This is a genomic window from Novosphingobium sp. Chol11 (genome assembly GCF_900218065.1).
Classification (GTDB): Bacteria; Pseudomonadota; Alphaproteobacteria; order Sphingomonadales; family Sphingomonadaceae; genus Sphingobium; species Sphingobium agri.
On sequence record NZ_OBMU01000001.1, the window covers coordinates 922,151 to 945,851 of the forward strand.

Below are 23,701 nucleotides of genomic sequence, written 5' to 3' on the forward strand. Positions count from 1 at the left end.
CGCAAAGGGCCGCCACCGCGCGGCCCTTTCTTTGTTCAGGCGCTGACGACGCGGGGCATGGACATCCTCTCCCTCTGGGGCGAGGATAAAGCGCGCCGGACGCAGACACGATTTCGTCCCCGCGCCTTCGCCTCGTAAAGGGCTTCATCTGCGCGAGCGATAGTGTCGTGGATGGATCTGTCACCCGATTGCATAGTCGAGAGCCCGAAACTCGCGGTCAGTTGCCGGTCCTGCCCTAGTTGCTGTGCGGCGGATTGGGCGAAAGCTTCGCGCAGCATGTTCGCGATTTCAGCTGCACGCGCCGCATTGGTTTCGGGCAGGAACAGGACGAACTCCTCTCCTCCGAAACGAGCGGCAATCGCGCCCGGAGGTGCTATTTGGGTCAGCAGATTGGCAAGCGCCTTGATCACCTGATCGCCTAGCGCATGCCCATATTCGTCGTTGACGGCCTTGAAGTGATCAATGTCGCAGACAAGGAGGCTGCCTTCCGGCAACCCGTCCGCCCGGCTTCCGGCAATGGCGCTATCGAATCCGCGACGGTTGAACAGGCCCGATAGCGGATCGACCATGGCCTCCCTCTGATAACGGGCCAATATGTCCATGACTTGCGTCGCGAGGGCGGAGAGGGCCAGGAACATGCCGAATATGCAAGCAAGCGCCTGCATCAGGAAAGCATATTCGCTCGTGAGGAAATCGCCATTGTTCGGCAAGGTGAAGGGTACGCTATAGCCCCTAACAAAATTGTCCAAGGCGACGAGCGACGCCGCCGCGAACAGCGTCCGATCGGCGGGATTATGAAGATGGCTTCTTGCTGCGACGAGTGGAATGCTGATCAGCAGGAAGCAGCCGAAATCCGAAGCCACCAGTTCAAGCGGCAGATCACCCCGAACGGAAGCCAGCGCGGAAAGCGATATTGAGCCGCCCCATATCGCCAATCGCACGGGCAGCATCCAGGAAGGGCGCCAGCGCTCCAGCAGCGCTTGGCTGAACAGCAGAAATCCGGTTGCGAACAGGAAATCGGCCAGGATGCTCCACCACGGTCCAGGCATCGCGGCAGCACCGACCGGGACAGAAAATCCCGCAGCGACAGAGAAGAAGGCGGCGCTCCACCACGCAGCAGCGCGCACATGCCAGTTGCAGATGATCAAAAAGGCGATCCCGAAACTCGCCATCATGACCGGAAGGAAGAAAGCGAAATTTTCGCCCATGCTGACTTCCTTTATCTGCTGTTGCCGGGACATGGGCAGGGACAAGGCTGCCGCTCGGGCGGCGTATAAGCCTTTGTTTAACAAATACTTCCAGATCCGATGAAATGTTCATCCGATATGGATTAAACGCTGGTGATCAGCCCGGCCAATTTTGAAGGAGCGGCAGAAGCTCATCGAAATGATCGATGACCGCATCCGCGCCGAGCGTTTCGACGGCTCCATCCAGGAAACCGAAGCTGACCGCAACACTCGGTATGCCAGCGTTGCGAGCGCCCGCAATGTCGTTGATCGTGTCGCCGAGGAAGATCGTGCGGCCGCCGCCTGCGCGCTTGACCATCTCGTGAATGGGCGCGGGGTCGGGCTTTGCAACGCCGAGCGTGTCGCCGCCGACGACGCTGGCAAACCTCTCGAACAGGCCGATCTGGTGGAGCAGGGGAATGGTGAATCGTTCTGCCTTGTTCGTGCAGATCGCCAGCTTTACGCCCGCTTTCTCAAGCCCCTCGATCGCGGCCATGAGTCCTGGATATGGCACGGAATGGATGGCCAAATTCTGTTCGTAGTAATCGAGCAATATCGGCAGCATGCGCGCCAGCAGCGCCTCATCATAACCGCCCGATGCTGACAAAGCCCGTTCCAGCATGACCTTCGCGCCCTTTCCAACGAAGGGCCGGATCGCATCGACGGCAAATGGCGGGCGGCTGTCGGTCGCGATCGCGTAATTGACCGCCGCAGCCAGGTCACCACTCGTATCGAGCAAGGTGCCGTCAAGGTCGAAGCCCACAATATCGAAAGGAATGCTGGTCATCGGCGGCTCATGGGGCCTCTGCGGTGGCAAAGGCAAGGCAAACGTGGCAGAGAGCGATGAGATTCATACCTTTCCATAAAAGAGGACGCGTTCCGCCGTGACCGCCACCCGCCCACTCGCCGTCATCATCCTCGCCGCTGGGCAGGGTACGCGCATGAAGTCAGCAAAGCACAAGGTGCTGCATCCGGTCGCGGGCCGGCCGATGCTGCTGCATCTGCTGGCGAGCGTCGCTGAGCTCCGGCCGGAGCGGCAAGTCGTGGTTGTCGGCGCTGGGCGCGAACAGGTCGAGGCGGCTGTCGCCGGGACGGGCGCAGTAATCGCGGTGCAGGAACAGCAGCAGGGGACGGGCCACGCCGTCGCTCAGGCGCATGACGCGCTTGCCGGTTTCGCTGGCGACATATTGATCCTCTATGGCGACGTGCCGCTGGTGCGGGCGGAAACCATGCGGGCCATGCTCGACCGGTTGAACATGGGTGACGAATTGCGCGCGGTGGTGCTGGGGTTCAGGCCTGAAGACGCCGGTGCCTATGGCCGGATCATCACCAATGGTCAGGGCATCATCGGCAAGATGGTCGAATATAAGGATGCCGATGCCGCTGAGCGCGCGGTGACGCTGTGCAATTCTGGCCTCATGGCTGTGCGGTCGACCGATCTTTTCGTCCTGTTGGACCAGATCGGCAATCATAATGCCGCTGGGGAATATTATCTGCCCGATATCGTCATGCTGCCCGGCGCGCAGAGTGCGGTGATCGAAACGGAGGCCTGGGAAGTCGCTGGGGTCAATAGCCGTCAGGAACAGGCGATGATCGAAGCCGCCTGGCAGGACCGGCGCCGCAGCGAGGTTATGCGTGATGGCGTGACGCTGATTGCGCCGGAAACAGTTTTTTTCGCTTATGATACACAGCTGGGGCGCGATGTCTTGGTGGAGCCGAATGTCGTTTTCGGACCTGGCGTGAAGGTAGCCGATAATGCGGTCATCCGCGCCTTCTCCCATCTTGAAGGGGCGAATATCGGGCAGGGCGCTGAGATCGGCCCCTATGCGCGCCTGCGCCCCGGAGCGAACATCGGCGCCAAGGCGAAGGTCGGCAACTTCGTCGAGATCAAGAAGGCCGAACTGAATGAGGGCGCGAAGGTCAATCACCTTTCTTATATCGGCGACGCCACCATCGGAGCAGGCGCGAACATCGGCGCTGGCACGATCACCTGTAACTATGACGGCTTCTTCAAATATCGGACGGAGATCGGCGCAGGAGCCTTCATAGGATCGAACAGCGCGCTGGTCGCGCCGGTGAAGATCGGCGCGGGCGCGATCGTGGGTGCGGGAAGTGTGGTCACTAGGGAGGTGGAAGCCGAATCACTTTGCCTCGTCCGTCCCGCGCAGGAGGGCAAGCCGGGCTGGGCAGCGCGGTTCCGCGCAGGGATGCAGACGCGCAAAGCGGCCAAGTGAAATCCCTGTCGCGCCGTCGAGGGTGCCTGAGGGCGCTCTTGCTGCTTTTCCTGATCGCCGTGGGCGCGTGCCTGTGGTTGTTCGGCAATGCGCGGGCCATGCCGGTCATGCGCCGGATGGAGATTGCGCTTCCCTTCCCCAAAGATGCGCCTCGAAAGCCGGTGACTATCGCCCTGATGACCGACACGCATCTGTCCGGGCCGGATAACAGTCCCGAAAGAATGGCCCGCATCGTACGGCAAGTGAACGGCCTGAAGCCCGACCTTATTCTTTTGGGCGGCGACTATATCGGGGATGACAAGGGCGGAGCCGTCTACGGACCGCAGGCGAGCATCGCATCCTTTGCGGCGCTGCGCGCGCCGATGGGGGTGCTGGCGGTTTTGGGCAACCATGATGCGCGGCGGCATGCATTGATTGGCCATAAAGAGTGGCGCGCGCTCTTCCGGCGGATTGGCGTCACACTCCTCACCGATCAGGCTGTGCGGCGGGGTCCGCTGGTCATCGGCGGGCTGCGCGATATTTATACCGACCATCCGGATGTCGAAGGTTTAGCACGGAAAATGGCCGATCTGGGCGGAGCTCCGATCATTCTTTCGCATGGGCCGGATGTGTTTCCCACTTTGCCGAACCGGCCGCTGCTGACGCTGGTGGGGCACACGCATTGCGGCCAGGTGGCGTTGCCCTTTGCAGGGATCGTCTATGTGCCTTCCCGTTTCGGCACCCGCTATGCTTGCGGAGCTTTTCGAGAGGGCGAGAAGTCCATGATCGTGTCGGCAGGGGTCGGGACAAGTGGCCTGCCGATCAGACTGCTCTCCCCGCCGGATGTCTGGCTGGTGACAATTCGTCCAGAATGACTCTCTACCCTGTCGCCACCTTGCCGATCATGGCATAGGTAAAGGCCAGGCGGGACTAGCCATTTCTTCGCATAGCTTTGGGGCTCAGGATTCATGTGCGGTATCATTGGTATCATCGGTAAGGACGATGTGGCGGAGCGGCTGGTAGAGGGGCTGAGGCGCCTGGAATATCGCGGCTATGACAGCGCCGGGGTGGCGACCGTTTTTGAGGGCGCGATCGAGCGGCGGCGGGCGGAGGGGAAGCTTGCCAATCTGGTGAAGGAATTAGCGAATAATCCGCTGCCGGGAACGACCGGGATCGCGCATACCCGCTGGGCGACGCATGGGGCGCCGACGACGAGCAATGCGCATCCGCATGCCACCAGGGAAGTGGCGCTGGTGCACAATGGGATCATCGAGAATTTCAAGCCGCTTCGGGAGGAACTGACCAGCCGGGGACGTCGTTTCGATAGCGAAACGGACACTGAGGTCGTCGCGCATCTGGTGAGCGAGCTGGTGGAGCAGGGCGCTTCGCCAAAGGACGCGGTGGCCCAAGTGCTGCCCCGCCTGCATGGCGCTTTTGCGCTGGCCATCCTGTTCCGCAGCCATCCCGGCATGCTGATCGGTGCGCGGCTTGGGTCCCCGCTGGTCGTCGGCTATGGCGAAGGCGAGACATATCTGGGTTCCGACGCACTGGCGCTGGCCCCGCTCACCCAGCGCATTGCCTATCTGGAGGAGGGCGATTGGGTCGTCATCACCTCCGAGGGCGCGGAGATTTTCGACAAGGACAATAATCCCGTCGAGCGGCCGATCACCATTTCCGGCGTGACCGGAGAGCTGATCTCCAAGGGCAATCACCGCCATTATATGCTCAAGGAGATTTACGAGCAGCCGGTCGTCGTCGCGCAGACGCTGAAGTCCTACCTTCAGCGGATGGAGGACCGGGTGTCGCTGCCTATCCCCGACTTTGACCTCGGCGCGATCCGCCGCGTTACCATCGTCGCGTGCGGCACCAGCTATTATGCCGGGATGGTCGCCAAATATTGGGTGGAGCAATTCGCCCGCGTCCCGGTCGATATCGATGTGGCGAGCGAGTTCCGTTACCGCGCGCCGGTGATGGAGGACGGCGGGCTGATGATCGTCATCAGCCAGTCTGGCGAGACCGCCGATACGCTGGCGGCGCTACGCCATGCGCGGAGCGAAGGGCAGAAGATCGCGGCGGTAGTCAACGTGCCCACCAGCACGATGGCGCGCGAGGCTGACCTGCTGCTGCCGACCCATGCAGGCCCGGAAATCGGCGTCGCTTCAACGAAGGCCTTCACCTGCCAGTTGGCAGTTCTGGCGGCGTTTGCTGCAAATCTGGCGCGGGCAAAAGGGCGACTTGATGAAAAGGCGGAGAAGGAACTCGTCCGCCACCTCGCCGAAGCGCCCGCCGCTCTCAACGGCGCGCTTGCCTATGATGAGTCGATCGAGGGCATGGCGCACCTGATCGCGGGCGCGCGGGATGTACTCTATCTTGGCCGTGGCCCGGATTATCCGCTGGCGCTGGAAGGGGCGCTGAAGCTCAAGGAAATCAGCTATATTCACGCCGAAGGCTATGCCGCTGGCGAGATGAAGCATGGGCCGATCGCGCTGATCGACGACAAGGTGCCGGTGATCGTGCTGGCGCCCAGCGGGCCGCTGTTCGAAAAGACCGTCAGCAACATGCAGGAAGTGCAGGCGCGCGGCGGCAAGGTGGTGCTGGTGTCCGACTATGACGGCGTCGCCGCGGCGGGCGAGGGGTGTATCGCGACGATCACCATGCCCAAGGTGCATCCGCTGATCGCGCCGATGGTCTATGCAGTGCCCGTGCAGCTGCTCGCCTATCATGTGGCTGTTGCGAAGGGCACGGATGTGGACCAGCCGAGGAATTTGGCCAAGTCCGTGACGGTGGAGTGAAGGCTGCGCTCCGTTGGAGAGCTAGTTCAGTTTCGTAAAGCGATAGCGGTCGCGGATCTGGCGATTGAAGAAGCTGCCCTTTGACGTTGCATTCCGCATGCCGAGAGCCAGCTTTTCCGGCACATCATGATAGCTGTAGCGCTTGCCGCTGACGAATTGCACGTCGAGCCGATGCTTGGCCGCGTCATATTCGAAGTGACGGATGACCGTGGAGGGCATGGCTGGATAATGATTGGCCGCCATGTTGTTTCCCGGCGACCGATTTACACGTGGCTTTGCTCAGCTTGAACGGGCGTTGATCTAGAGCGCGCTGCGTTCAATCGGACGCAGGTCGCGCGCTCTAGTTTTTTGTTATCGCATCGTTTTAGGCGCAAAACCGGTTCCCACTTTTGCGCACGATGCTCTAGAAAGTCGCCGTCAGCGCCGTCGCGAGATAGTGCGTATTGCCTGTCGCAGGAGCATTGGGCGTCCTTTCGAGGAATCGCCCCTTGGCCAGCCACAGAGCGTTCACCTCGCCGCGCAGGAATTTGGGAATCAGCCAATAGCGTACCCGCGCCTCGATCTGATGCCCGGCGAAACTGCCGCTTCTGCCCGCGGCATCCCTGACGCCCGTGGTGGAGAAGGCGTCTGTACGGCTGGCAAGCCACATCGCCCGGTAAACGGCAAAGGCGTCAAACTTCTTGCCCGGTGCGATTTCAACCCGCAGGCCCGGCGTGCGAATGTTGGCGCGACCGATCGCATTGTAGATGCCCGCAGGCGCAAGGTCGGCCCTGCGCATGCCGAACAGCGTGTCGAAGCGGGTGAATTTGCGTGCCGGGCCATCCCCGCTCGCCTGATCATATTCCAACGAGAGCCGCAGCTTGGCAGGGCCTGGAAAGCTGTAGCCCGTGTCGATGTGGAAGAACCAGGCGCCGACGGGTAGTTGCGCCGCTGATGGCGCAACGCTGGCCCGGATATGTCCGAACTGGTAGAAGCCCTCCGCCTCAAAATCCCAGCGGCCCGGTTGGGGATCGCGGATAAGGCGGCCGCCGACCGTGTGCAGATTGCGGTTGCGGGTAGGGCGATCCGGGCTGTCACGCTCCTGAAGCCTGAAATAGCTGAGTTCCGCCGTTGCGCCCGCAATCATATTGGGCCGCGCCATCAGCCCGCCCCACAGTTTCAGGTCGAAGCTTTCGCGATCCCAACGCACCTTCTCCCGCTGGATTGAAGGCAAGTCGTCGGGCAGCCTGATCTGGGGCAATGTGTAGATCAGCGTTGCCGATCCCCCCTTAAGCTTGATGTCGGCGCGCACGCCTGTGTAGCCGTTGGTCGTGTTGCGGTAATCATCCGCCGCCACCAGCCGCCTTGATCCCAGGTTGAGCATCATGCGCCCGAGTTGCAGCCCTAGCGCGCTATTCGGCCCGAACGGGTTTTTCCAGTCCGCGGCGACATAGGCTTGCACCAGTTCGAAGGTGTTGACCTCGTTCGCGCTGATGGCGCTGCCCGGCTTATCGAGATAGGCGCGGCTGTCGAACAGCTCTCCTCCGATCCGGAACGCTCCCGTCCGATATTCGGCGGCCAAGGTGCTGCGGAGAGCAAGCTGCTCATCCTCGCTTCTGAGGCCAACCCTGGGCTGGCCATCCAGCAATTCATGGCGCACCCGCACGCTGCCAGCGAGCTTGAAATCGGACGGATTGCCAATGGCGGCCTGAAGCGTTGGAACGTCGGCCATCGCCTGGCGTGGCAGGAGGAGGGAGGAGGTAGCGGTGAAAAGCGTAGCGCCCAGACGCCAAACCATAAGACATGCTCCTTCGATCGGCGAAGGCCGATAGAGAAGCAACGCTTGAGCACGCGCTGTGCTTGACCGGGAGGTTGCACTGCCCCGGTGCGGTGCCGATATCATCGGGAAACCTGTTTGCCAAGTTCGGCAATGAGTTGGCGATGTTTGTTACTCGGAGAGGCTGCGTGCCGGGCTAGCCGCCGCCGGGCGCATTATGGCCACCCGCAGGCACCGGACCACCGCTGGGCGCGTGCGTATGATCGGGGCTGCTGTCCCAGTCGATATGGTAGAGGTCGAACCGGCGGTCGCGCAGGTTGCGTACCGTGCCCTCGGCTCTGGCCCAGCTGAGGTCGGCGAGGTTGACGTCCGCCATGGTCAACGTTTCGACATTTTCCGTGGACTCCGCCGCTATGCCGTCGCGGGCAAAGGGCAGGTCGCAGGGCGTCAGGATGGCGCTCTGCGCATATTGGATGTCCATATTGTCGACATTGGGCAGATTGCCGACATTGCCGGACATGACCACATAGCATTGGTTTTCGATCGCCCGCGCCTGCGCACAATAGCGCACGCGCATATAGCCAAGGCGCGAGTCGGTGCAGAAGGGCACGAAGATGATGCGTGCGCCCTGGTCCACTAGGCGGCGGGCGAGTTCGGGAAATTCGCTGTCATAACAGATGAGGACGCCGATCGGGCCGCAGTCGGTCTGGATCACATCGAGCGAATCGCCGCCCTTGATGTTCCACCAGAAGGCTTCGTTGGGCGTCGGGTGGATTTTTTCCTGCGTATGCACCGATCCGTCGCGCAGGGCGACATAGGCGATATTCTGGATGTCGCCATCATCCGCGCGCGTGGGATGGGAGCCGCCGATGATGTTGATATTATATTCCAGCGCCATCCGCGTCAGTTCCTTGGTCAGGCGCGGGGTGTAGGCGGTCAGCTTGTCTATCGCTTCGAGCGGCGAGAGCTTCTTCGTTTCGAAGGACAGCAGCGGCAGCGTGAACAGTTCCGGGAAGATGATGAAGTCGGACCGATAATCCGCTGCAACATCAACGAAATATTCGATGTTGCGGATAAATTCATCGAAGTCCGCGACCGCGCGCGCCTGAAGCTGGCAGGTGGCGAGGCGGACGCTTTCGACGCCGCGCGGCACCCGCATTTCGGGTGCCTCGTCGGGATCGACATAGGGGTTACGCCAGACGAGATGGGCGGCGTGGCCGTCCGACTGCTTGTCCTCGGGCAGATAATTTTCAAGGACGCCGAGTGGTTCGAACTGGTTCTTGAGCTGGAAGCTGATGACCTGGTCACGCAACCTGCCCTGGACGACCTTGTCGAGATAATCCGCAGGGCCATCGACCCGGCGTTTCGCGCGCATGTAACCTGGCATGCGGCCCGCGATGACGATGCCGTGCAGATCCAGCTGTTCGGCCAGTTCCTTGCGCTCGTCATAAAGGCGCTGGCCGATGCGCAGGCCGCGCAGCTTGGGATCGACCGCCATCTCATAGCCGTAGAGCCATTCACCGGCCGCGCTGTGCCGGGTGCCGAAACCGTTGGCGGTGATTTCCTCCCAATCGTGGAAGGAGAATGCCATCGACCGGCTGACCCGCATGGTCGCGCAATAGCCGACGACCTTGTTGTCGTAGAGCGCGACGAAGCAGCCGTCGGGGAAATTGTTGATCTGGCCGCGAAGGGTGGCGAGCGAGTAATTGGCCATGCCGGGATAGACGCGCGCGATCAGCCGCTGAATGCCGCGCACGTCGGAAGGAACCGCAGTGCGGACCTCCAATCGCTTGCGTGTTGCTGTCGTCATCGCCGATCTCCCGCCATGGAAAAGGCGGCGCCGTGGTGCGGCACCGCCTTATTCCGTTTCCGTACTGAATGCCTAGAAGGCTGCATCAGTTCCGAGAAATCAGTTCCACTTGCCCATGGCGGTTTCGAGGTTCGCGCGGATCGCCTCGAAGAACTGCTCGGTGGTCATCCATGCCTGATCCGGACCGATCAGCAGGGCAAGATCCTTGGTCATCGCGCCGCTTTCGACGGTTTCGATGCAGACCTTTTCCAGCGTCTCGGCGAACTTGGTGACGTCCGGCGTGTCGTCGAATTTGCCGCGATAGGCCAGGCCCTGCGTCCAGGCGAAGATCGACGCGATCGGGTTGGTCGACGTCTGCTTGCCTTGCTGGTGCTGGCGATAGTGGCGGGTGACGGTGCCGTGCGCGGCTTCCGCCTCGACCGTCTTGCCATCGGGCGAGAGCAGGACGGAGGTCATGAGGCCGAGCGAGCCGAAGCCCTGCGCCACGGTGTCGGACTGCACGTCGCCGTCATAATTCTTGCACGCCCAGACGAAGTTGCCGTTCCACTTGAGTGCGGATGCGACCATGTCGTCGATCAGGCGGTGTTCGTAGACGATGCCGGCAGCCTTGAACTTGTCGGCGAATTCGGCATCGAACACTTCCTGGAACAGGTCCTTGAAGCGGCCGTCATAGGCCTTGAGGATCGTGTTCTTGGTGGACAGATACACAGGCCAGCCACGCAGCAGGCCATAGTTGAAGCTGGCCTTGGCGAAGTCGCGGATCGATTCGTCGAGGTTGTACATGCCCATGGCGACGCCCGCATCGGGGAATTCGAACACGTCGAATTCCAACTGGTCGCCATTGGTGCCCACCCACTTCATGGTCAGCTTCCCCGGGCCGGGGACGCGGAAGTCGGTGGCGCGATACTGGTCGCCAAAGGCGTGACGGCCGATGACGATCGGGTCGGTCCAGCCGGGGACCAGGCGGGGCACGTTCTGGATCACGATCGGCTCGCGGAAGACGACGCCGCCCAGGATGTTGCGGATCGTGCCGTTGGGCGACTTCCACATCTTCTTGAGCTTGAATTCCTCGACGCGGGCTTCGTCGGGCGTGATGGTGGCGCACTTCACGCCGACGCCATATTGCTTGATCGCATTGGCGCAATCGACGGTGACCTGATCTTCCGTCGCGTCGCGATTCTCGACCGACAGATCATAATATTTGAGGTCGATGTCGAGATAGGGGAGGATGAGGCGTTCACGGATCCACTGCCAGATGATCCGCGTCATTTCGTCGCCGTCGATCTCCACGACAGGGTTTTTGACCTTGATCTTCGCCATGCGCCTCTTCGCCTTCTTCGTTTGGATGGAATTGCGACACGCCCTAGGGAAAGCGGCGGCAATGTTCAACAGCGCAATGGCGGCTGATGGGGCATCGCACTTGCCATGCCCCGGTGCAGGATCGGACGTTGTCACTGCAAGTGACTGTCCCTAAAGACAGGTGCCATGGAAAATGACGAAATCACCGTCGCCTTGGGCGGCAATGTGAAGTGGCGCTTCCCTACGGTCCATCCGGAGGGGATGAAATTCGGCCTGATCGCCGCCGCGATCACGGCAGTGCTGTTCCTGGTGGGGTGGACGATACCCGGCTGGCTGATGGTGATGGTGACGATCTGGGTGTTCGCCTTCTTCCGCGATCCGGTGCGCGCCGTGCCGCAGGATGAAACAGCGATCGTCGCACCCGCCGATGGCCTGGTGACGCTGATCCAGCGCGTGCCGCCGCCGCGCGAGATGGCCGGAGCCGACGGCCTGGGCGACCAGCCGATGATCCGCGTGTCGATCTTCATGAGCGTGTTCGACGTCCACATCAATCGCACCCCGATAGGCGGGACGGTGAAATCGGTCGTCTATATTTCCGGCAAGTTCCTGAATGCCGACCTCGACAAGGCGAGCGAGGATAATGAGCGCCAGCACATATTGGTGGAACGCCATGACGGCTTGCGGGTCGGCTTCACCCAGATTGCCGGGCTCGTGGCCCGGCGGATCGTGCCGTTCGTGAAGCCTGGCGACATGATCGCTGCGGGGCAGCGCATCGGGCTCATCCGCTTTGGCAGCCGCGTCGACGTCTATCTCCCAGCCGGAACGGCGCCGCGCGTCGTTCTGGGGCAAAGGACCGTTGCAGGCGAGACTATCCTCGGCCAGATTGGCGACATGCGGGTCATTTCGGGTATACAGCAATGAGGCAGCGGCGCGCTATCCCCCGTGGGCTTCGCCGGGGCATCACGCTGCGGATGGTTGCGCCCAATGCCGTCACGGCCATGGCGCTATGCTTCGGCCTGACCGGGGTACGCTATGGCATTTCCGGCGAGTGGGAGAGGGCGGTCCTCTCCATCCTGATCGCAGGCGTGCTGGATGGGCTCGATGGCCGCATCGCCCGGCTGCTGCGTGGGGAAAGCCGATTCGGCGCTGAACTCGACTCCTTGTCGGACTCCATTGCCTTCGGTGTCGCGCCAGCATTGATCCTGTACCTCTGGTCGCTGCAAGCGATGCCGAAATTCGGCTGGATCTTCGCGCTGGCACATGCACTGTCCTGCGCGCTCCGCCTGGCGCGCTTCAACGCCAATATCGACGCGGACATACAGCCGCATAAGTCGGCGGGTTTCCTGACCGGGGTCCCCGCGCCTGCGGGCGCAGGGCTGGCGTTCGTGCCGCTCTATCTTTGGCTGGTCACGGGCGAAGAAATATTCCGGGCCTGGTATGTGGTGGCGCCCTGGACAGCCTTTACCGCTTTCCTGATGATTTCGAGCATTGCCACCTACAGCTGGTCAGCGCTGCGGCTGCGCAAGCGGATCAGGCTGGAGGCTATTGCGGTCGCCGGACTGTTGGCGGCGCTGCTGCTCACCGATCCCTGGCTCACCTTGCTGGCGATATGCGCGGTTTATCTGGCGACCATCCCGTTCGGGATCATGTCCTATGCTCGCGTCCGGAGGCAGAGGCTGGCAGCCGCGTCCTGATCAGATCAGGCGGCGAAGACGCCCGACGGCGCCACTGCAGGAACAGTGCGCCGGTCCGGGTTCACGCGGCGGCGGCTGATCCGCAGATGATAGACCGGCGGCTGTTGGGGAATGGGTTCGAACAGCAAGGCGGCCGCCATCTTTTCATGATAAAGTGCGAACATGCCGACGATGACGCCTGCGGCCAGAAGGAAGGCCGCGAAAAATACCGTAGCTGCAACAATGGTGAACATGAGACCGCTCACTCTTCCTGTCCTAAGAACCATGGGTTCTGATTGAAGGAGCAAACCGGCCAAGGCTTCGTTTTGTTCCCATGTTCACTTTATGTTCTAGTTTCCAGCGCCCGTCAAGTCTTGCGTTGCTGCTCGCCACCCGTTAAGGGCCGCGCCATTCCACATGGGAATCGCACATATCCGGTGCTGATGGCGTGATGCTGCCAGTTCCTGATTCCCAGAGGTCAAACCGGAAGGAGATAAGATTATGGCGGCACCTGTCGTCACCATGCACCAATTGATCGAGGCTGGCGCCCACTTCGGCCACCAGACCCACCGCTGGAATCCGCGCATGAAGCCGTACATCTTCGGCGAGCGCAACGGCATCCACATCCTCGACCTGTCGCAGACCGTGCCGCTGTTCGGCCGTGCGCTTGACTTCGTGTCGGCGACTGTCGCTGCTGGCGGCAAGGTGCTGTTCGTCGGCACCAAGCGCCAGGCGCAGGACCCGATCGCTGAAGCTGCCCGCAAGTCGGGCCAGCACTTCGTCAACCACCGCTGGCTGGGCGGCATGCTCACCAACTGGAAGACGATTTCGGGTTCGATCAAGCGTCTGAAGACCCTTGAAGAGAAGCTGTCGGGCGACACCCACGGCTTCACCAAGAAGGAAGTCCTTCAGATGACCCGCGAGCGCGAGAAGCTCGAACTGTCGCTGGGCGGCATCCGCGACATGAACGGCATTCCCGATGTCATGTTCGTGATCGACGCCAACAAGGAAGAACTGGCGATCAAGGAAGCCAACACGCTCGGCATCCCGGTCGTCGCGATCCTCGATTCGAACGTCTCGCCCGACGGCATCGCTTTCCCGGTTCCGGCGAATGACGACGCCAGCCGCGCGATCCGCCTCTATTGCGACGCCATCGCCGCCGCCGCCACCAAGGGCAACCGTGGTGCGCAGCAGGCTTCGGGCGTTGACATCGGCGCGCTGGACGAGCCGGAAGCCGAAGAGGTCGCCGTCCAGGCCTGATCCCGCGGTCTTTGAACTGCAAGATTGACAGGCTAGGGCGCGCTCCACCGGACCGCGCCCTAGTCCATATTTGAACCATTAAACTTTAGGAGCCGAAACATGGCCGAGATTACCGCCGCCGCCGTCAAGGAACTGCGCGACCGTTCGGGCGCGGGCATGATGGACTGCAAGAAGGCGCTCGCCGAAGCCAATGGCGACATGGAAGCCGCCGTCGACTGGCTGCGCGCCAAGGGTCTTGCCGCTGCGCAGAAGAAGTCGAGCCGCACCGCCGCTGAAGGTCTGGTCGGCGTTGCCGTCGCTGGCACCAAGGGCGTTGCCGTCGAAGTGAACAGCGAAACCGACTTCGTCGCCAAGAACGACCAGTTCCAGGATTTCGTCCGCACCGTAGCCCAGGTTGCTCTGCAGAGCGGCGCGACCGATGCCGAGACGCTCTCGTCGCAGGCTCACCCGGCCGGTGGCACGATTTCCGAAAAGCTGGTGTCGAACATCGCCACCATCGGTGAGAACCAGACCCTGCGCCGCGTCGGTCAGCTGGAAGTGAGCCAGGGCGTCGTTGTGCCCTACGTTCACAACGCAGCTGCTCCTGGCCTTGGCAAGATCGGCGTGCTGGTCGCGCTGGAAGGCGATGCGCCTGCCGACGTTCTGGAGCCGCTGGGCAAGCAGATCGCGATGCACATCGCGGCTGCCTTCCCGCTGGCCCTGTCGGCTGCCGACATCGATCCGGCCCTGCTGGAGCGTGAGCGCGCGATTGCCGCGGAAAAGGCAGCCGAATCGGGCAAGCCCGCCGAGATCGTCGCCAAGATGGTCGACGGTTCGGTCGCGAAGTACGCCAAGGAAAATGCGCTGCTCAGCCAGCTGTTCGTGATGGACAACAAGACGCCGATCGCCGACGTCGTTGCCAAGGCAGCGAAGGACGCAGGCAAGTCGATCACGCTGAAGAATTATGTCCGCTTCCAGCTCGGTGAGGGCATCGAGAAGGAAACGAGCGACTTCGCGGCTGAAGTTGCTGCGGCTGCGGGCGTCTGATCCCGGCCTGACCTGACAGAGCGTTCGGTTCGGGCGGCGCGTAGGAAGCAACGCTTCTCGACAAGCGGCTCGAACACGCTAAGGACTTCACAGAATGGCGCGCGCTGCCTAAGGTGCGCGCCATTCCTTTGTCTGCTCGAATAGATGGAATTTTACCCCGCATGACTCGTCCGCCGTTCAAGCGCATATTGCTGAAACTCTCGGGCGAAGTGCTGATGGGGCAGGGGCAGTTCGGCATCGAACCGGAGACGGTGAACCGCGTTGCGACGGAAATCGCGGCGGCCAAGGACGCAGGCTTTGAAATTTGCGTCGTGGTCGGCGGGGGTAATATCTTCCGGGGCCTGGCAGGCGCGGCCAAGGGCTTCGACCGCACCAGCGCCGATTATATGGGCATGCTCGCGACCGTGATGAACGCATTGGCGGTGCAGAACGCGCTGGAGAAGATCGGCTATGACACGCGTGTGCAGTCGGCGATCCCGATGGCGTCGGTGTGCGAGCCCTATATCCGGCGCAAGGCCGTGCGGCACATGGAAAAGGGCCGGATCGTCATCTTCGCGGCGGGTACGGGCAGCCCCTTCTTCACCACGGATACCACGGCGGCGCTGCGTGCGGCCGAGATGAACTGCGACGCGCTGTTCAAGGGCACCAGCGTCGATGGCATCTATAATGCTGACCCCAAGAAGGTTCCGGACGCGGCGCGCTATGATCAGATCAGCTTCGACAAGGTGCTGAACGACAATCTCAAGGTGATGGATGCGAGCGCCATTGCCCTGTGCCGTGAAAACAATATCCCCATCGTCGTTTTCAACATCCGCGAAACCGGCAATCTTGCAAAGGTGCTGGCCGGTGACGGGGTTGCGACGATCGTACAAAATCAGGAGCGCTGAAAGACCATGGCTCAATATGACAAGGCCGACCTCGAACGCCGCATGCACGGCGCTGTCGAATCGCTGAAGGGCGATCTCTCCGGCCTGCGCACCGGCCGGGCCAATATCCAGCTGCTCGATCCCGTGACGGTCGAGGTCTATGGCGCCCACATGCCGCTCAACCAGGTGGCGACCGTCTCTGCGCCTGAACCGCGCATGCTGTCGGTGCAGGTCTGGGACAAGAGCAATGTCGGTCCCTGCGACAAGGCGATCCGCTCGGCGGGGCTTGGCCTCAATCCGATCGTCGACGGGCAGACGCTGCGCCTGCCGATCCCGGACCTCACCGAGGAACGGCGCAAGGAACTGGCCAAGCTCGCCAGCAAATATGCCGAAGGCGCGCGGGTCGCCGTGCGCAACGTGCGCCGCGACGGTATGGACAGCCTGAAGACCGACGAGAAGAAGGGCGAGATCAGCGAAGACGAGCGCAAGCGACTGGAAACCGAGGTGCAAAAGCTGACCGATAGCACCATCGCCGACATCGACGCTGCGGCGGCGGCCAAGGAGAAGGAAATTCTCGGTCACTGAGCCGGGGTCCTTGTCCGTGTCCAACACGCTCCGACACTTCTGATGGCCACCCAAGCCAAATCCGACTTTGCTCATGACGGTGCGCCCGGCCATGGTGCGCGGCACGTCGCCATCATCATGGACGGCAATGGCCGATGGGCAAAGAAACGGTTCCTGCCGCGTATCGCCGGTCACAGGGCGGGGGTGGAGGCCGTGCGCAAGGTGGCGCGCGCGGCGCATGAGCTTGGGCTGGAGTGCCTGACGCTCTACGCCTTCTCGTCGGAAAACTGGAAGCGCCCCGCGAGCGAGGTTGCGGACCTGATGGGCCTGCTGCGGCGCTTCATTGAATCCGACCTCGACGAATTTCATGCCAACGGCGTGCGCTTGCGGGTGATCGGCAACTACCGAGCGCTTGACGCTTCATTGGTCGACATGATTGACGGCGCGGTTGCGCGGACGGCGGGGAACAGCGGCCCGATCGTGGCGATTGCCCTCAACTATGGCGCCCAGGACGAACTGGTGCGGGCGGCACAGGCTATCGCGCTGCGGGTGCGCGCAGGCGAGGTCGATCCGGCCGCCATCAGCCTGGAAGATGTGGCGGCAGGGCTCGATACGGCCGATCTGCCACCTTTGGATTTGCTGATCCGCACTTCGGGTGAGCAGCGGCTGAGCAATTTCATGTTGTGGCAGGCCGCCTATGCCGAGCTTTATTTCACCGACACGCTCTGGCCCGATTTCGACGCGCGGGCACTTGCCAAGGCGCTGGATGCCTTTCGCCTGAGGGACCGCCGTTTCGGCGGGCTTTGACCCATGTCGAATGAGCTTCGTATCCGCGCGGTCGTTGGCCTGCTGCTTATCCTTCTTGCCTCCGCAGCGCTCTATTTCGGCGGCTTCTTCTTCTGGCTTTTGCTCGTAGTGGCTGGCGTGCTGATGCAGGGCGAGTGGGGCGATTTGGCCCGCGCATCGCCCGAGCATCGTCGGCTTTCGATGTTCGCGGTCTCCGTGCCGCTGGCGCTACTTTGCCCCTTGGCGGCGGGGCTGTCCTGGACGGCCTTCACCCTTGCGGTGGCGGCTTTCTTCTTCGTGATCCTCGTCACGCGATCAGGCAGGCTGGCGCTCGGCGTGCTTTACGTCTTCGTGCCGGTCGCGGCGCTGATTTTCCTTCGTGAGCAGCAGCCGGGCGGCTTGCTGCTTGCCTTCTGGGCATTATCGCTGGTGTGGGCGACGGACATTGGCGCCTATTTCGCGGGGCGCGCGATCGGCGGACCCAAGCTCGCGCCTAGGGTCAGCCCCTCCAAGACTTGGGCAGGGCTCGGCGGCGGTGTGTTGGCCGCGCTGGTCCTCGGTTTCGTCCTCCACCGCTTCGCCGGATTGCCGATCCAGCTTGCCGCTGCAAGCGGGCTTCTGGCAGTTGCCGCGCAGCTTGGCGATCTTCTGGAAAGCGCGATGAAGCGCCGGGCGGGGGTCAAGGACAGCGGTAACCTGCTGCCCGGCCATGGCGGCGTGATGGACCGGCTGGACGGCGTAGTGGCCGCCGCGCCGATTGCCGCTCTCTTCTATCTTTTTCTGGTGTTTCCATGACGCGCAAAGTTTCCATCTTCGGCGCGACGGGTTCCGTCGGCATGTCGACGCTCGACCTCATCCAGCGCGATGCGCAAGCCTTTCAGGTGGTCGCCCTCACCGCCCATAGCGATGTCGATGGTCTCGCCAAGCTGGCGCGCGAATGCAACGCGCAGATGGCGGTAATCGGCGACCCGGCGCGCTATGATGCGTTGAAATCGGCTTTGTCGGGATCCGGCGTCGAGGCTGCCGCGGGCGAGGCCGCTCTGGTCGAGGCAGCACAAGCAGGCGCGGACTGGAGCATGGCCGCGATCGTTGGTTGCGCAGGGTTGCGGCCGACAATGGCTGCGTTGCAGGCAGGCGGAACGGTCGCGCTCGCCAACAAGGAATCACTTGTCTCGGCGGGCGCTCTGATGATGGACGCGGCAGTCCAGTCGGGGGCAACCCTGCTGCCGGTCGACAGCGAACATAATGCCATTTTCCAGTGCCTTGCCGGTAGCCGCCTGGATGATGTGGCAAGGATCATCCTGACCGCGAGCGGCGGCCCCTTCCGCACGCGCAGTCGGGAAGAAATGCGCGACATCACGCCAGCCCAGGCCGTGGCGCATCCCAATTGGTCGATGGGCGCGAAGATCAGCGTCGACAGCGCGACGATGATGAACAAGGGCCTGGAACTGATCGAGGCCGCGCATCTGTTTCCGGTGGGGTTGGATCGCATCGAGATATTGGTCCATCCCCAATCGATCATCCACTCTATGGTCGAATATCGCGATCGTTCGACGCTGGCGCAGCTGGGATCGCCGGACATGCGCATTCCCATCGCCAGCGCCCTTGCCTGGCCCGGCCGGATGGAGACACCCTGCCAACCGCTCAACCTCGCGCAGGCAGGGCGCCTCGATTTCGAGGCTCCGGACGAGGTTCGCTTTCCCGCGCTCCGCCTGGCGCGGCAGGCGGCGGAGCAGGGGGGGCTTGCGCCTGCAATCCTGAATGCGGCCAATGAAGTGGCGGTGGCGGCCTTTCTTAAAGAGGCCATCGGCTTCCTTGATATCGCCATGATTGTGGAGGACGTTCTGAACCGCTATAGCGCCCCAGAGCCAAGCGGTATCGACGATGTGCTGGAAGCGGATGCACAGGCGCGACGCATGGCGGGCCAAGTGATGGAAAGATTGACTGCTTGATCCAAAATCCCGGGTTCCTGCTGACGGTCCTCGCCTTTGTAGCGGTCATCGGGCCGCTGGTGTTCGTGCACGAACTCGGCCATTACCTTGTGGGCCGCTGGTTCGGCGTCAAGGCGGAGGCTTTTTCGATCGGCTTCGGCCCGGAACTGGCGGCATGGGTTGATAAGCGCGGCACACGCTGGCGCATCGGTGCACTTCCCCTTGGTGGCTATGTCCGCTTCAAGGGCGACATGAACGCCGCCAGCCAGACGGACCCCGCCTGGCTTCAGCTTCCGCCAAGCGAGCGCGCCGAAAGCTTCCCGGCCAAGCCCTTGTGGCAGAAGGCGGCGATCGTCGCGGCCGGGCCCTTTATCAATTTCCTCTTCGCCATTCTCATCCTGTCCGCATTCGCGTTCGTTTACGGTGAGAGCCGGACACCCGCCGTCGCGGGGAAGGTGCAGGTCGGTAGCGCGGCCGCTGAGGCGGGCATACAGGCTGGCGATCGCATCCTGTCGCTGAACGGCCGGGAGATGACGACCTTCGACGACCTTCGCCTTTATGCGCAGATCCGTCCGGGCGAGCCGGTGACGATGGTCATCGAAAGATCGGGCAAGACGATTGAGAAGCAGGGCCGGGTCGGTGCGGTTCAGGAGCAGGATGGCTTTGGCAACAGGTTCAAGGTCGGGCGGCTCGGCATTGCTCCCGCGCAGCCGGTGATCGAGCCGGTCGAACTTTGGCGCGCGCCTGCCGTTGCGCTCAAGCAGACCGGGCAGATCATTCGCACCATGGTCGAAACGCTAGGGCAGATATTGGGCGGCGGCCGGTCGGTGAAGGAATTGGGCGGCCCGCTCAAGATCGCAGAGGTTTCGGGCCAGGCGGCAACATTGGGGGTGGAGAGCTTCGTGTTCTTCATGGCTCTCATTTCGATTAACTTGGGGTTCATCAACCTGTTGCCAATCCCCATGCTGGATGGCGGACATCTGCTGTTTTACGGGGTGGAGGCGATACAGCGCAGGCCCGTCAGTGCGCGGGTGCAGGAATGGGCGTACCGATCGGGTCTGGCAGTCCTTTTGGCCATGATGATGCTGGTGACTTTCAACGATTTATCTTCTTTCGGGCTCTGGGAACGCCTGTCCGGCTTGATCGGCTAAGCTGTATCGGGCAGGGAGGCGCGATTTAGCGCCGTGTTTCCCGGCGTGAACGAACATATGCTTTTTTGTAAAAGGGTAGAGCGGGTGACAGCGATGATGAGCAGCAAGAGACAGCGCCCGGTTGTCGCGGCCCTTCTGGCAACGACGATGATGGGCGGCCTGTCCGCGGTTCCCGCTTTGGCGCAGGACGCGGCGCAGCCTGCCGCTCCCGTTCCGGCCGTCGCGCCCGCAGCCGGCACCATCCGCAGCATCAGCGTCGTGGGTCAGCAGCGCCTGGAACCCGATACGGTGCTGTCCTACACCAAGCTTCGCATCGGGCAGCCCTTTACCCAGGAATCGCTCGATCAGGCGCTGCGTGATCTTTACGAGACCGAACTGTTCGCAGACGTTCAGATCCGCAACGATAATGGCGCGCTCACCATTGAAGTGAAGGAAAATCCGGTCATCAACCGCATCGTGCTGGAAGGCAACAAGCGGTTGAAGGAAGACAAGATCCGTCCGGAGATCAAGCTCGCCCCGCGCCAGATCTATACCCGGTCCAAGGTCCGCGCCGATGTCGCCCGCATTATCGAACTTTACCGCCGCCAAGGCCGCTTCGCCGCGACCGTCGAGCCCAAGATGGTGCAGCTCGACCAGAATCGCGTCGATATCGTCTTTGAAATTTCGGAGGGGCCCAAGTCCAAGGTCCGCCAGATCAACATCATCGGCAATGACAAGTTCAACGATGGCGAACTGCGCAGCCAGATGGTGACGAAGCAGTCGCGCTGGTTCCGCGTCTTCTCCTCCGGCACCAGCTACGATCCCGATCGCCTGGCCTATGACCAGCAGAAGCTGCGGCAATTCTACCTGACCGAAGGCTATGCGGATTTCCGCGTTATTTCGGCCGTCGCGGAGCTGACGCCCGACAAGCAGGACTTCATCATCACCTATGTGGTCGAGGAAGGGCAGCGCTACAAGTTCGGTGACGTGAAGGTCGAATCCGACATTCGCGACCTGTCGGGCGCGTCGCTCACCAAGACGCTGCCGATGAAGAAGGGCGATTGGTACAACGCCAAGCAGGTCGAGGACACGGTCGATACGCTCAGCCAGACGGCGGGCCTGTTCGGCTATGCCTTTGCCGACGTGCAGCCGGACTTCAACCGCGACAAGGACAGCCTGACGATGGGGATCAATTTCCGCATCGCCAACGCACCGCGCGTCTATGTCGAGCGGGTGGACATCAACGGCAACACGCTGACCCAGGACAAGGTGGTCCGCCGCGAATTCCGACTGGCGGAAGGCGACGCGTTCAACAGCTTCCTCGTCAAGCGGTCGAAGGACCGGATCAACTCGCTTGGTTTCTTCCAGGAAAAGCTGGACATCGAACAGAAGCCGGGCTCGGCGCCCGACCGCATCGTGCTGGAAACCAACGTCCAGGAAAAATCGACCGGCGAGCTGTCGCTGTCGGCAGGCTTCTCCTCGCTGGAGCGCTTCATCGTCGCGGCGTCGATCACGCAGCGCAACTTCCGCGGCAAGGGCCAGGAACTGCGCACCAGCGTCAATTATTCCAGCTATTCCAAGTCGGTCGAAGTGGGCTTCACCGAGCCCTATTTCATGGACAAGAATATCGCGCTGGGCGGCGATATCTATCGGCGCGATCTGAACAGCTTCCGTTATCTCAACAACAATGATCGCGATACAACATACAAGCAGACCACGACCGGGTTTCAGATCCGCGCTGGTGTGCCGATCACCGAATATATGTCGCTGGCGCTGCGCTACAGCCTCAACCTGGATGATGTGAGCCTCGATGAGGACACATATTACACCAACGGGGCTTGCGATCCGATCCTGGCGGGCCGCTATCTCTGCGACGCGATCGGCAAGCGGACGACGTCATCGCTTGGCTATTCGCTGATCTACGACAATCGCGACAACCGCATTCGTCCGACGCGCGGCCATAATGTTGTGTTGAGTCAGGATTTCGCGGGCCTGGGCGGCAGCGTCAAATATATCCGCACGCGTTTCAATGGGTCGAAGTTCTGGCCATTGGGCGGCGGGTTCATCTTCTCGCTTTCGGCTGAGGGTGGATATATTCATTCCCTCGAAGGGGAGCGTCGCGATGCTTCCGGAGCGTTGGTGGACAAGGTGCGCCTGACCGACCGCTTCTTTCTTGGTAATCCGCAAATTCGTGGGTTTGACATTCGTGGGATCGGGCCGCGCATCAAGCGTTACTCTCTGATCCAAGACCCGGATAATCCGGGTGCGTTTATCCGCAACAACGACAATAACAATACCCGGGACGACGCACTCGGCGGCAAGATCTACTATCTTGCGCGTGCGGAAGTGGAAATTCCGCTTGGTTCTGGCGCGCGCGAAATGGGGCTTCGTCCCTCAATTTTCGTGGACGCAGGTGCTGTTGCTGGATTGCGTGATCCTCAAGAGACTAGATTCGGCGGGTTCTGTTCACTCACGCCTCTGCCAAATACCAACAATCCAGCTTTGGCTCCTGTGCGTACGACGAATAATGAACTCGGTAATTGTACCGGGGTTGCCCCTTCGGGATACCAGGCGGCCTATCTCGACGGCACCGGATTTGAAGAAGTTTATCTCGGCGACACACTCAAGCCGCGCGTGTCTGTGGGCTTTGGCGTCAACTGGAACTCGCCGTTCGGGCCGTTCCGCATCGACATCGCCAAGGCCCTGCTCAAGGAACCAGGGGACGATACTCAGCTCATCAGCTTCAACGTAGGGACTCAATTCTAATGAATAAGATGCTCAAGGCCGCGGCGCTTGCTCTTGCGCCCATGACTGCCATCGCGCTCTCCAGCGTGCCTGCCGCAGCTCAGTCTAAGACCGGGATCGCCGTTGCAGACCTGCAGCGGGCAGTCGCCACCAGCTCGGCCTATACCACCGCCCGCTCGCAGATTCAGACCACCTACAAGGCGCAGATCGACAGCTTCACCGCGCGCAAGAATGCGATCGACGCTGATTTGAAGTCGAAGGGCTCTGCGCTCGAAGCGGCCATGAAGGCTGCGGGCAACAAGCCAACGCCCGCCATCCAGACCCAGTATGAGGCCTATCAGAAGGCCGGTCAGAACGGCCAGGCCGAACTGCAGCGCCTGGGCCAGCCGATCGCGCTCGCCAACGCTTATGTCGAAGAGCAGATTTCGGCCAAGCTGTCGGACGCGCTGAAGTCGGCGATGACGAAGGCGAAGGTGGACCTGATCCTCGCCCCCGACGCGACCGTCTCCTACCAGCCGAGCGTGGATATCACGCAGCAGGTGGTGACGGAGCTCAACGCGCTGGTGCCGAGCGTGGGCATCACGCCGCCCGCGGGCTGGCAGCCCGGCGGCGCGCGCGGTAGGC

General features: G+C 62.0%; 22 protein-coding genes. 15 read left to right on the top strand and 7 right to left on the bottom strand.

Annotation, left to right across the window (positions count from 1 at the left end; all coding sequences use genetic code 11):
• Positions 1 to 35 precede the first annotated feature (35 nt).
• Together NCHOL11_RS04630 and NCHOL11_RS04635 are read right to left on the bottom strand one after the other, a co-directional pair.
• Positions 36 to 1,208 carry a GGDEF domain-containing protein gene (locus NCHOL11_RS04630; protein ID WP_097092728.1) on the bottom strand — a complete coding sequence of 391 codons (1,173 nt, stop codon included), beginning with the start codon at positions 1,206 to 1,208 and terminating at the stop codon, positions 36 to 38.
• Positions 1,209 to 1,344: 136 nt separating this feature from the next.
• Positions 1,345 to 2,013, bottom strand: coding sequence for an HAD family hydrolase (locus NCHOL11_RS04635; protein WP_097091274.1), 669 nt, complete (start codon positions 2,011 to 2,013; stop codon positions 1,345 to 1,347).
• A gap of 154 nt (positions 2,014 to 2,167) precedes the next feature.
• Between NCHOL11_RS04635 and glmU the strand changes: the two genes are divergently transcribed.
• The 3 genes from glmU (at position 2,168) to glmS (ending at position 6,231) form a co-directional block, all read left to right on the top strand.
• Positions 2,168 to 3,460, top strand: coding sequence for a bifunctional UDP-N-acetylglucosamine diphosphorylase/glucosamine-1-phosphate N-acetyltransferase GlmU (gene glmU / locus NCHOL11_RS04640; RefSeq protein ID WP_441339489.1), 1,293 nt, complete (start codon positions 2,168 to 2,170; stop codon positions 3,458 to 3,460).
• 26 nt (positions 3,461 to 3,486) lie between these two features.
• Complete coding sequence (locus NCHOL11_RS04645) at positions 3,487 to 4,314, top strand: metallophosphoesterase (RefSeq protein ID WP_441339490.1); 828 nt, start codon at positions 3,487 to 3,489, stop codon at positions 4,312 to 4,314.
• A 93-nt stretch (positions 4,315 to 4,407) separates the two neighbouring features.
• Entirely contained in the window at positions 4,408 to 6,231 is a 1,824-nt protein-coding gene (glmS, locus tag NCHOL11_RS04650; RefSeq protein WP_097091276.1) for a glutamine--fructose-6-phosphate transaminase (isomerizing), read from the top strand.
• Between the two features lie 21 nt (positions 6,232 to 6,252).
• On the opposite strand, the gene NCHOL11_RS04655 is transcribed toward glmS, so the two are convergent.
• From NCHOL11_RS04655 to NCHOL11_RS04670, 4 genes are all read right to left on the bottom strand, one after another.
• Positions 6,253 to 6,474, bottom strand: coding sequence for a KTSC domain-containing protein (locus NCHOL11_RS04655; protein ID WP_255254712.1), 222 nt, complete (start codon positions 6,472 to 6,474; stop codon positions 6,253 to 6,255).
• A 160-nt stretch (positions 6,475 to 6,634) separates the two neighbouring features.
• On the bottom strand, positions 6,635 to 8,008 hold the full coding sequence (locus NCHOL11_RS04660) for an alginate export family protein (RefSeq protein ID WP_255254713.1): 1,374 nt from the start codon (positions 8,006 to 8,008) through the stop codon (positions 6,635 to 6,637).
• Between the two features lie 175 nt (positions 8,009 to 8,183).
• Complete coding sequence (locus tag NCHOL11_RS04665; RefSeq protein WP_097091277.1) at positions 8,184 to 9,797, bottom strand: carbon-nitrogen hydrolase family protein; 1,614 nt, start codon at positions 9,795 to 9,797, stop codon at positions 8,184 to 8,186.
• Between the two features lie 99 nt (positions 9,798 to 9,896).
• Positions 9,897 to 11,117, bottom strand: coding sequence for an NADP-dependent isocitrate dehydrogenase (locus tag NCHOL11_RS04670; RefSeq protein WP_097091278.1), 1,221 nt, complete (start codon positions 11,115 to 11,117; stop codon positions 9,897 to 9,899).
• Positions 11,118 to 11,282: 165 nt separating this feature from the next.
• On the opposite strand from NCHOL11_RS04670, the gene NCHOL11_RS04675 reads away from it, so the two are divergent.
• On the top strand, positions 11,283 to 12,017 hold the full coding sequence (locus NCHOL11_RS04675) for a phosphatidylserine decarboxylase (RefSeq protein WP_097091279.1): 735 nt from the start codon (positions 11,283 to 11,285) through the stop codon (positions 12,015 to 12,017).
• Complete coding sequence (locus tag NCHOL11_RS04680; RefSeq protein WP_097091280.1) at positions 12,014 to 12,790, top strand: CDP-alcohol phosphatidyltransferase family protein; 777 nt, start codon at positions 12,014 to 12,016, stop codon at positions 12,788 to 12,790. The genes NCHOL11_RS04675 and NCHOL11_RS04680 overlap by 4 nt, the downstream gene beginning before the upstream one ends.
• Before the next feature lie 5 nt (positions 12,791 to 12,795).
• Here the strand turns inward: NCHOL11_RS04680 and NCHOL11_RS04685 are convergent, their stop codons facing one another.
• Positions 12,796 to 13,023, bottom strand: a complete 228-nt coding sequence (locus NCHOL11_RS04685; protein WP_097091281.1) for a hypothetical protein — start codon at positions 13,021 to 13,023, stop codon at positions 12,796 to 12,798.
• A gap of 247 nt (positions 13,024 to 13,270) precedes the next feature.
• On the opposite strand from NCHOL11_RS04685, the gene rpsB reads away from it, so the two are divergent.
• The 10 genes from rpsB to NCHOL11_RS04735 form a co-directional block, all read left to right on the top strand.
• Complete coding sequence (gene rpsB / locus NCHOL11_RS04690) at positions 13,271 to 14,029, top strand: 30S ribosomal protein S2 (protein ID WP_097091282.1); 759 nt, start codon at positions 13,271 to 13,273, stop codon at positions 14,027 to 14,029.
• Between the two features lie 99 nt (positions 14,030 to 14,128).
• The gene (gene tsf / locus NCHOL11_RS04695) at positions 14,129 to 15,055 is read left to right on the top strand and encodes a translation elongation factor Ts (protein ID WP_097091283.1); all 927 of its coding nucleotides are present in this window, start codon (positions 14,129 to 14,131) and stop codon (positions 15,053 to 15,055) included.
• Positions 15,056 to 15,216: 161 nt separating this feature from the next.
• Positions 15,217 to 15,942: a UMP kinase gene (gene pyrH / locus NCHOL11_RS04700; protein ID WP_097091284.1), complete on the top strand. Its 726-nt coding sequence runs from the start codon at positions 15,217 to 15,219 to the stop codon at positions 15,940 to 15,942.
• Between the two features lie 6 nt (positions 15,943 to 15,948).
• Positions 15,949 to 16,506: a ribosome recycling factor gene (gene frr / locus NCHOL11_RS04705; RefSeq protein WP_097091285.1), complete on the top strand. Its 558-nt coding sequence runs from the start codon at positions 15,949 to 15,951 to the stop codon at positions 16,504 to 16,506.
• 42 nt (positions 16,507 to 16,548) lie between these two features.
• Positions 16,549 to 17,292 carry an isoprenyl transferase gene (locus NCHOL11_RS04710; RefSeq protein ID WP_097091286.1) on the top strand — a complete coding sequence of 248 codons (744 nt, stop codon included), beginning with the start codon at positions 16,549 to 16,551 and terminating at the stop codon, positions 17,290 to 17,292.
• A 3-nt stretch (positions 17,293 to 17,295) separates the two neighbouring features.
• Positions 17,296 to 18,066, top strand: a complete 771-nt coding sequence (locus tag NCHOL11_RS04715; RefSeq protein WP_097091287.1) for a phosphatidate cytidylyltransferase — start codon at positions 17,296 to 17,298, stop codon at positions 18,064 to 18,066.
• Positions 18,063 to 19,223: a 1-deoxy-D-xylulose-5-phosphate reductoisomerase gene (locus NCHOL11_RS04720; protein WP_097091288.1), complete on the top strand. Its 1,161-nt coding sequence runs from the start codon at positions 18,063 to 18,065 to the stop codon at positions 19,221 to 19,223. The genes NCHOL11_RS04715 and NCHOL11_RS04720 overlap by 4 nt, the downstream gene beginning before the upstream one ends.
• On the top strand, positions 19,220 to 20,353 hold the full coding sequence (gene rseP, locus NCHOL11_RS04725; protein WP_097091289.1) for an RIP metalloprotease RseP: 1,134 nt from the start codon (positions 19,220 to 19,222) through the stop codon (positions 20,351 to 20,353). The genes NCHOL11_RS04720 and rseP overlap by 4 nt, the downstream gene beginning before the upstream one ends.
• Positions 20,354 to 20,446: 93 nt before the next feature.
• Positions 20,447 to 23,098 (top strand): outer membrane protein assembly factor BamA, encoded by a 2,652-nt coding sequence (gene bamA / locus NCHOL11_RS04730; RefSeq protein ID WP_097091290.1) that lies wholly within the window; start codon positions 20,447 to 20,449, stop codon positions 23,096 to 23,098.
• A partial coding sequence (locus NCHOL11_RS04735; RefSeq protein WP_255254714.1) for an OmpH family outer membrane protein occupies positions 23,098 to 23,701 on the top strand: 604 nt, incomplete at its 3' end. The genes bamA and NCHOL11_RS04735, both read left to right, overlap by 1 nt.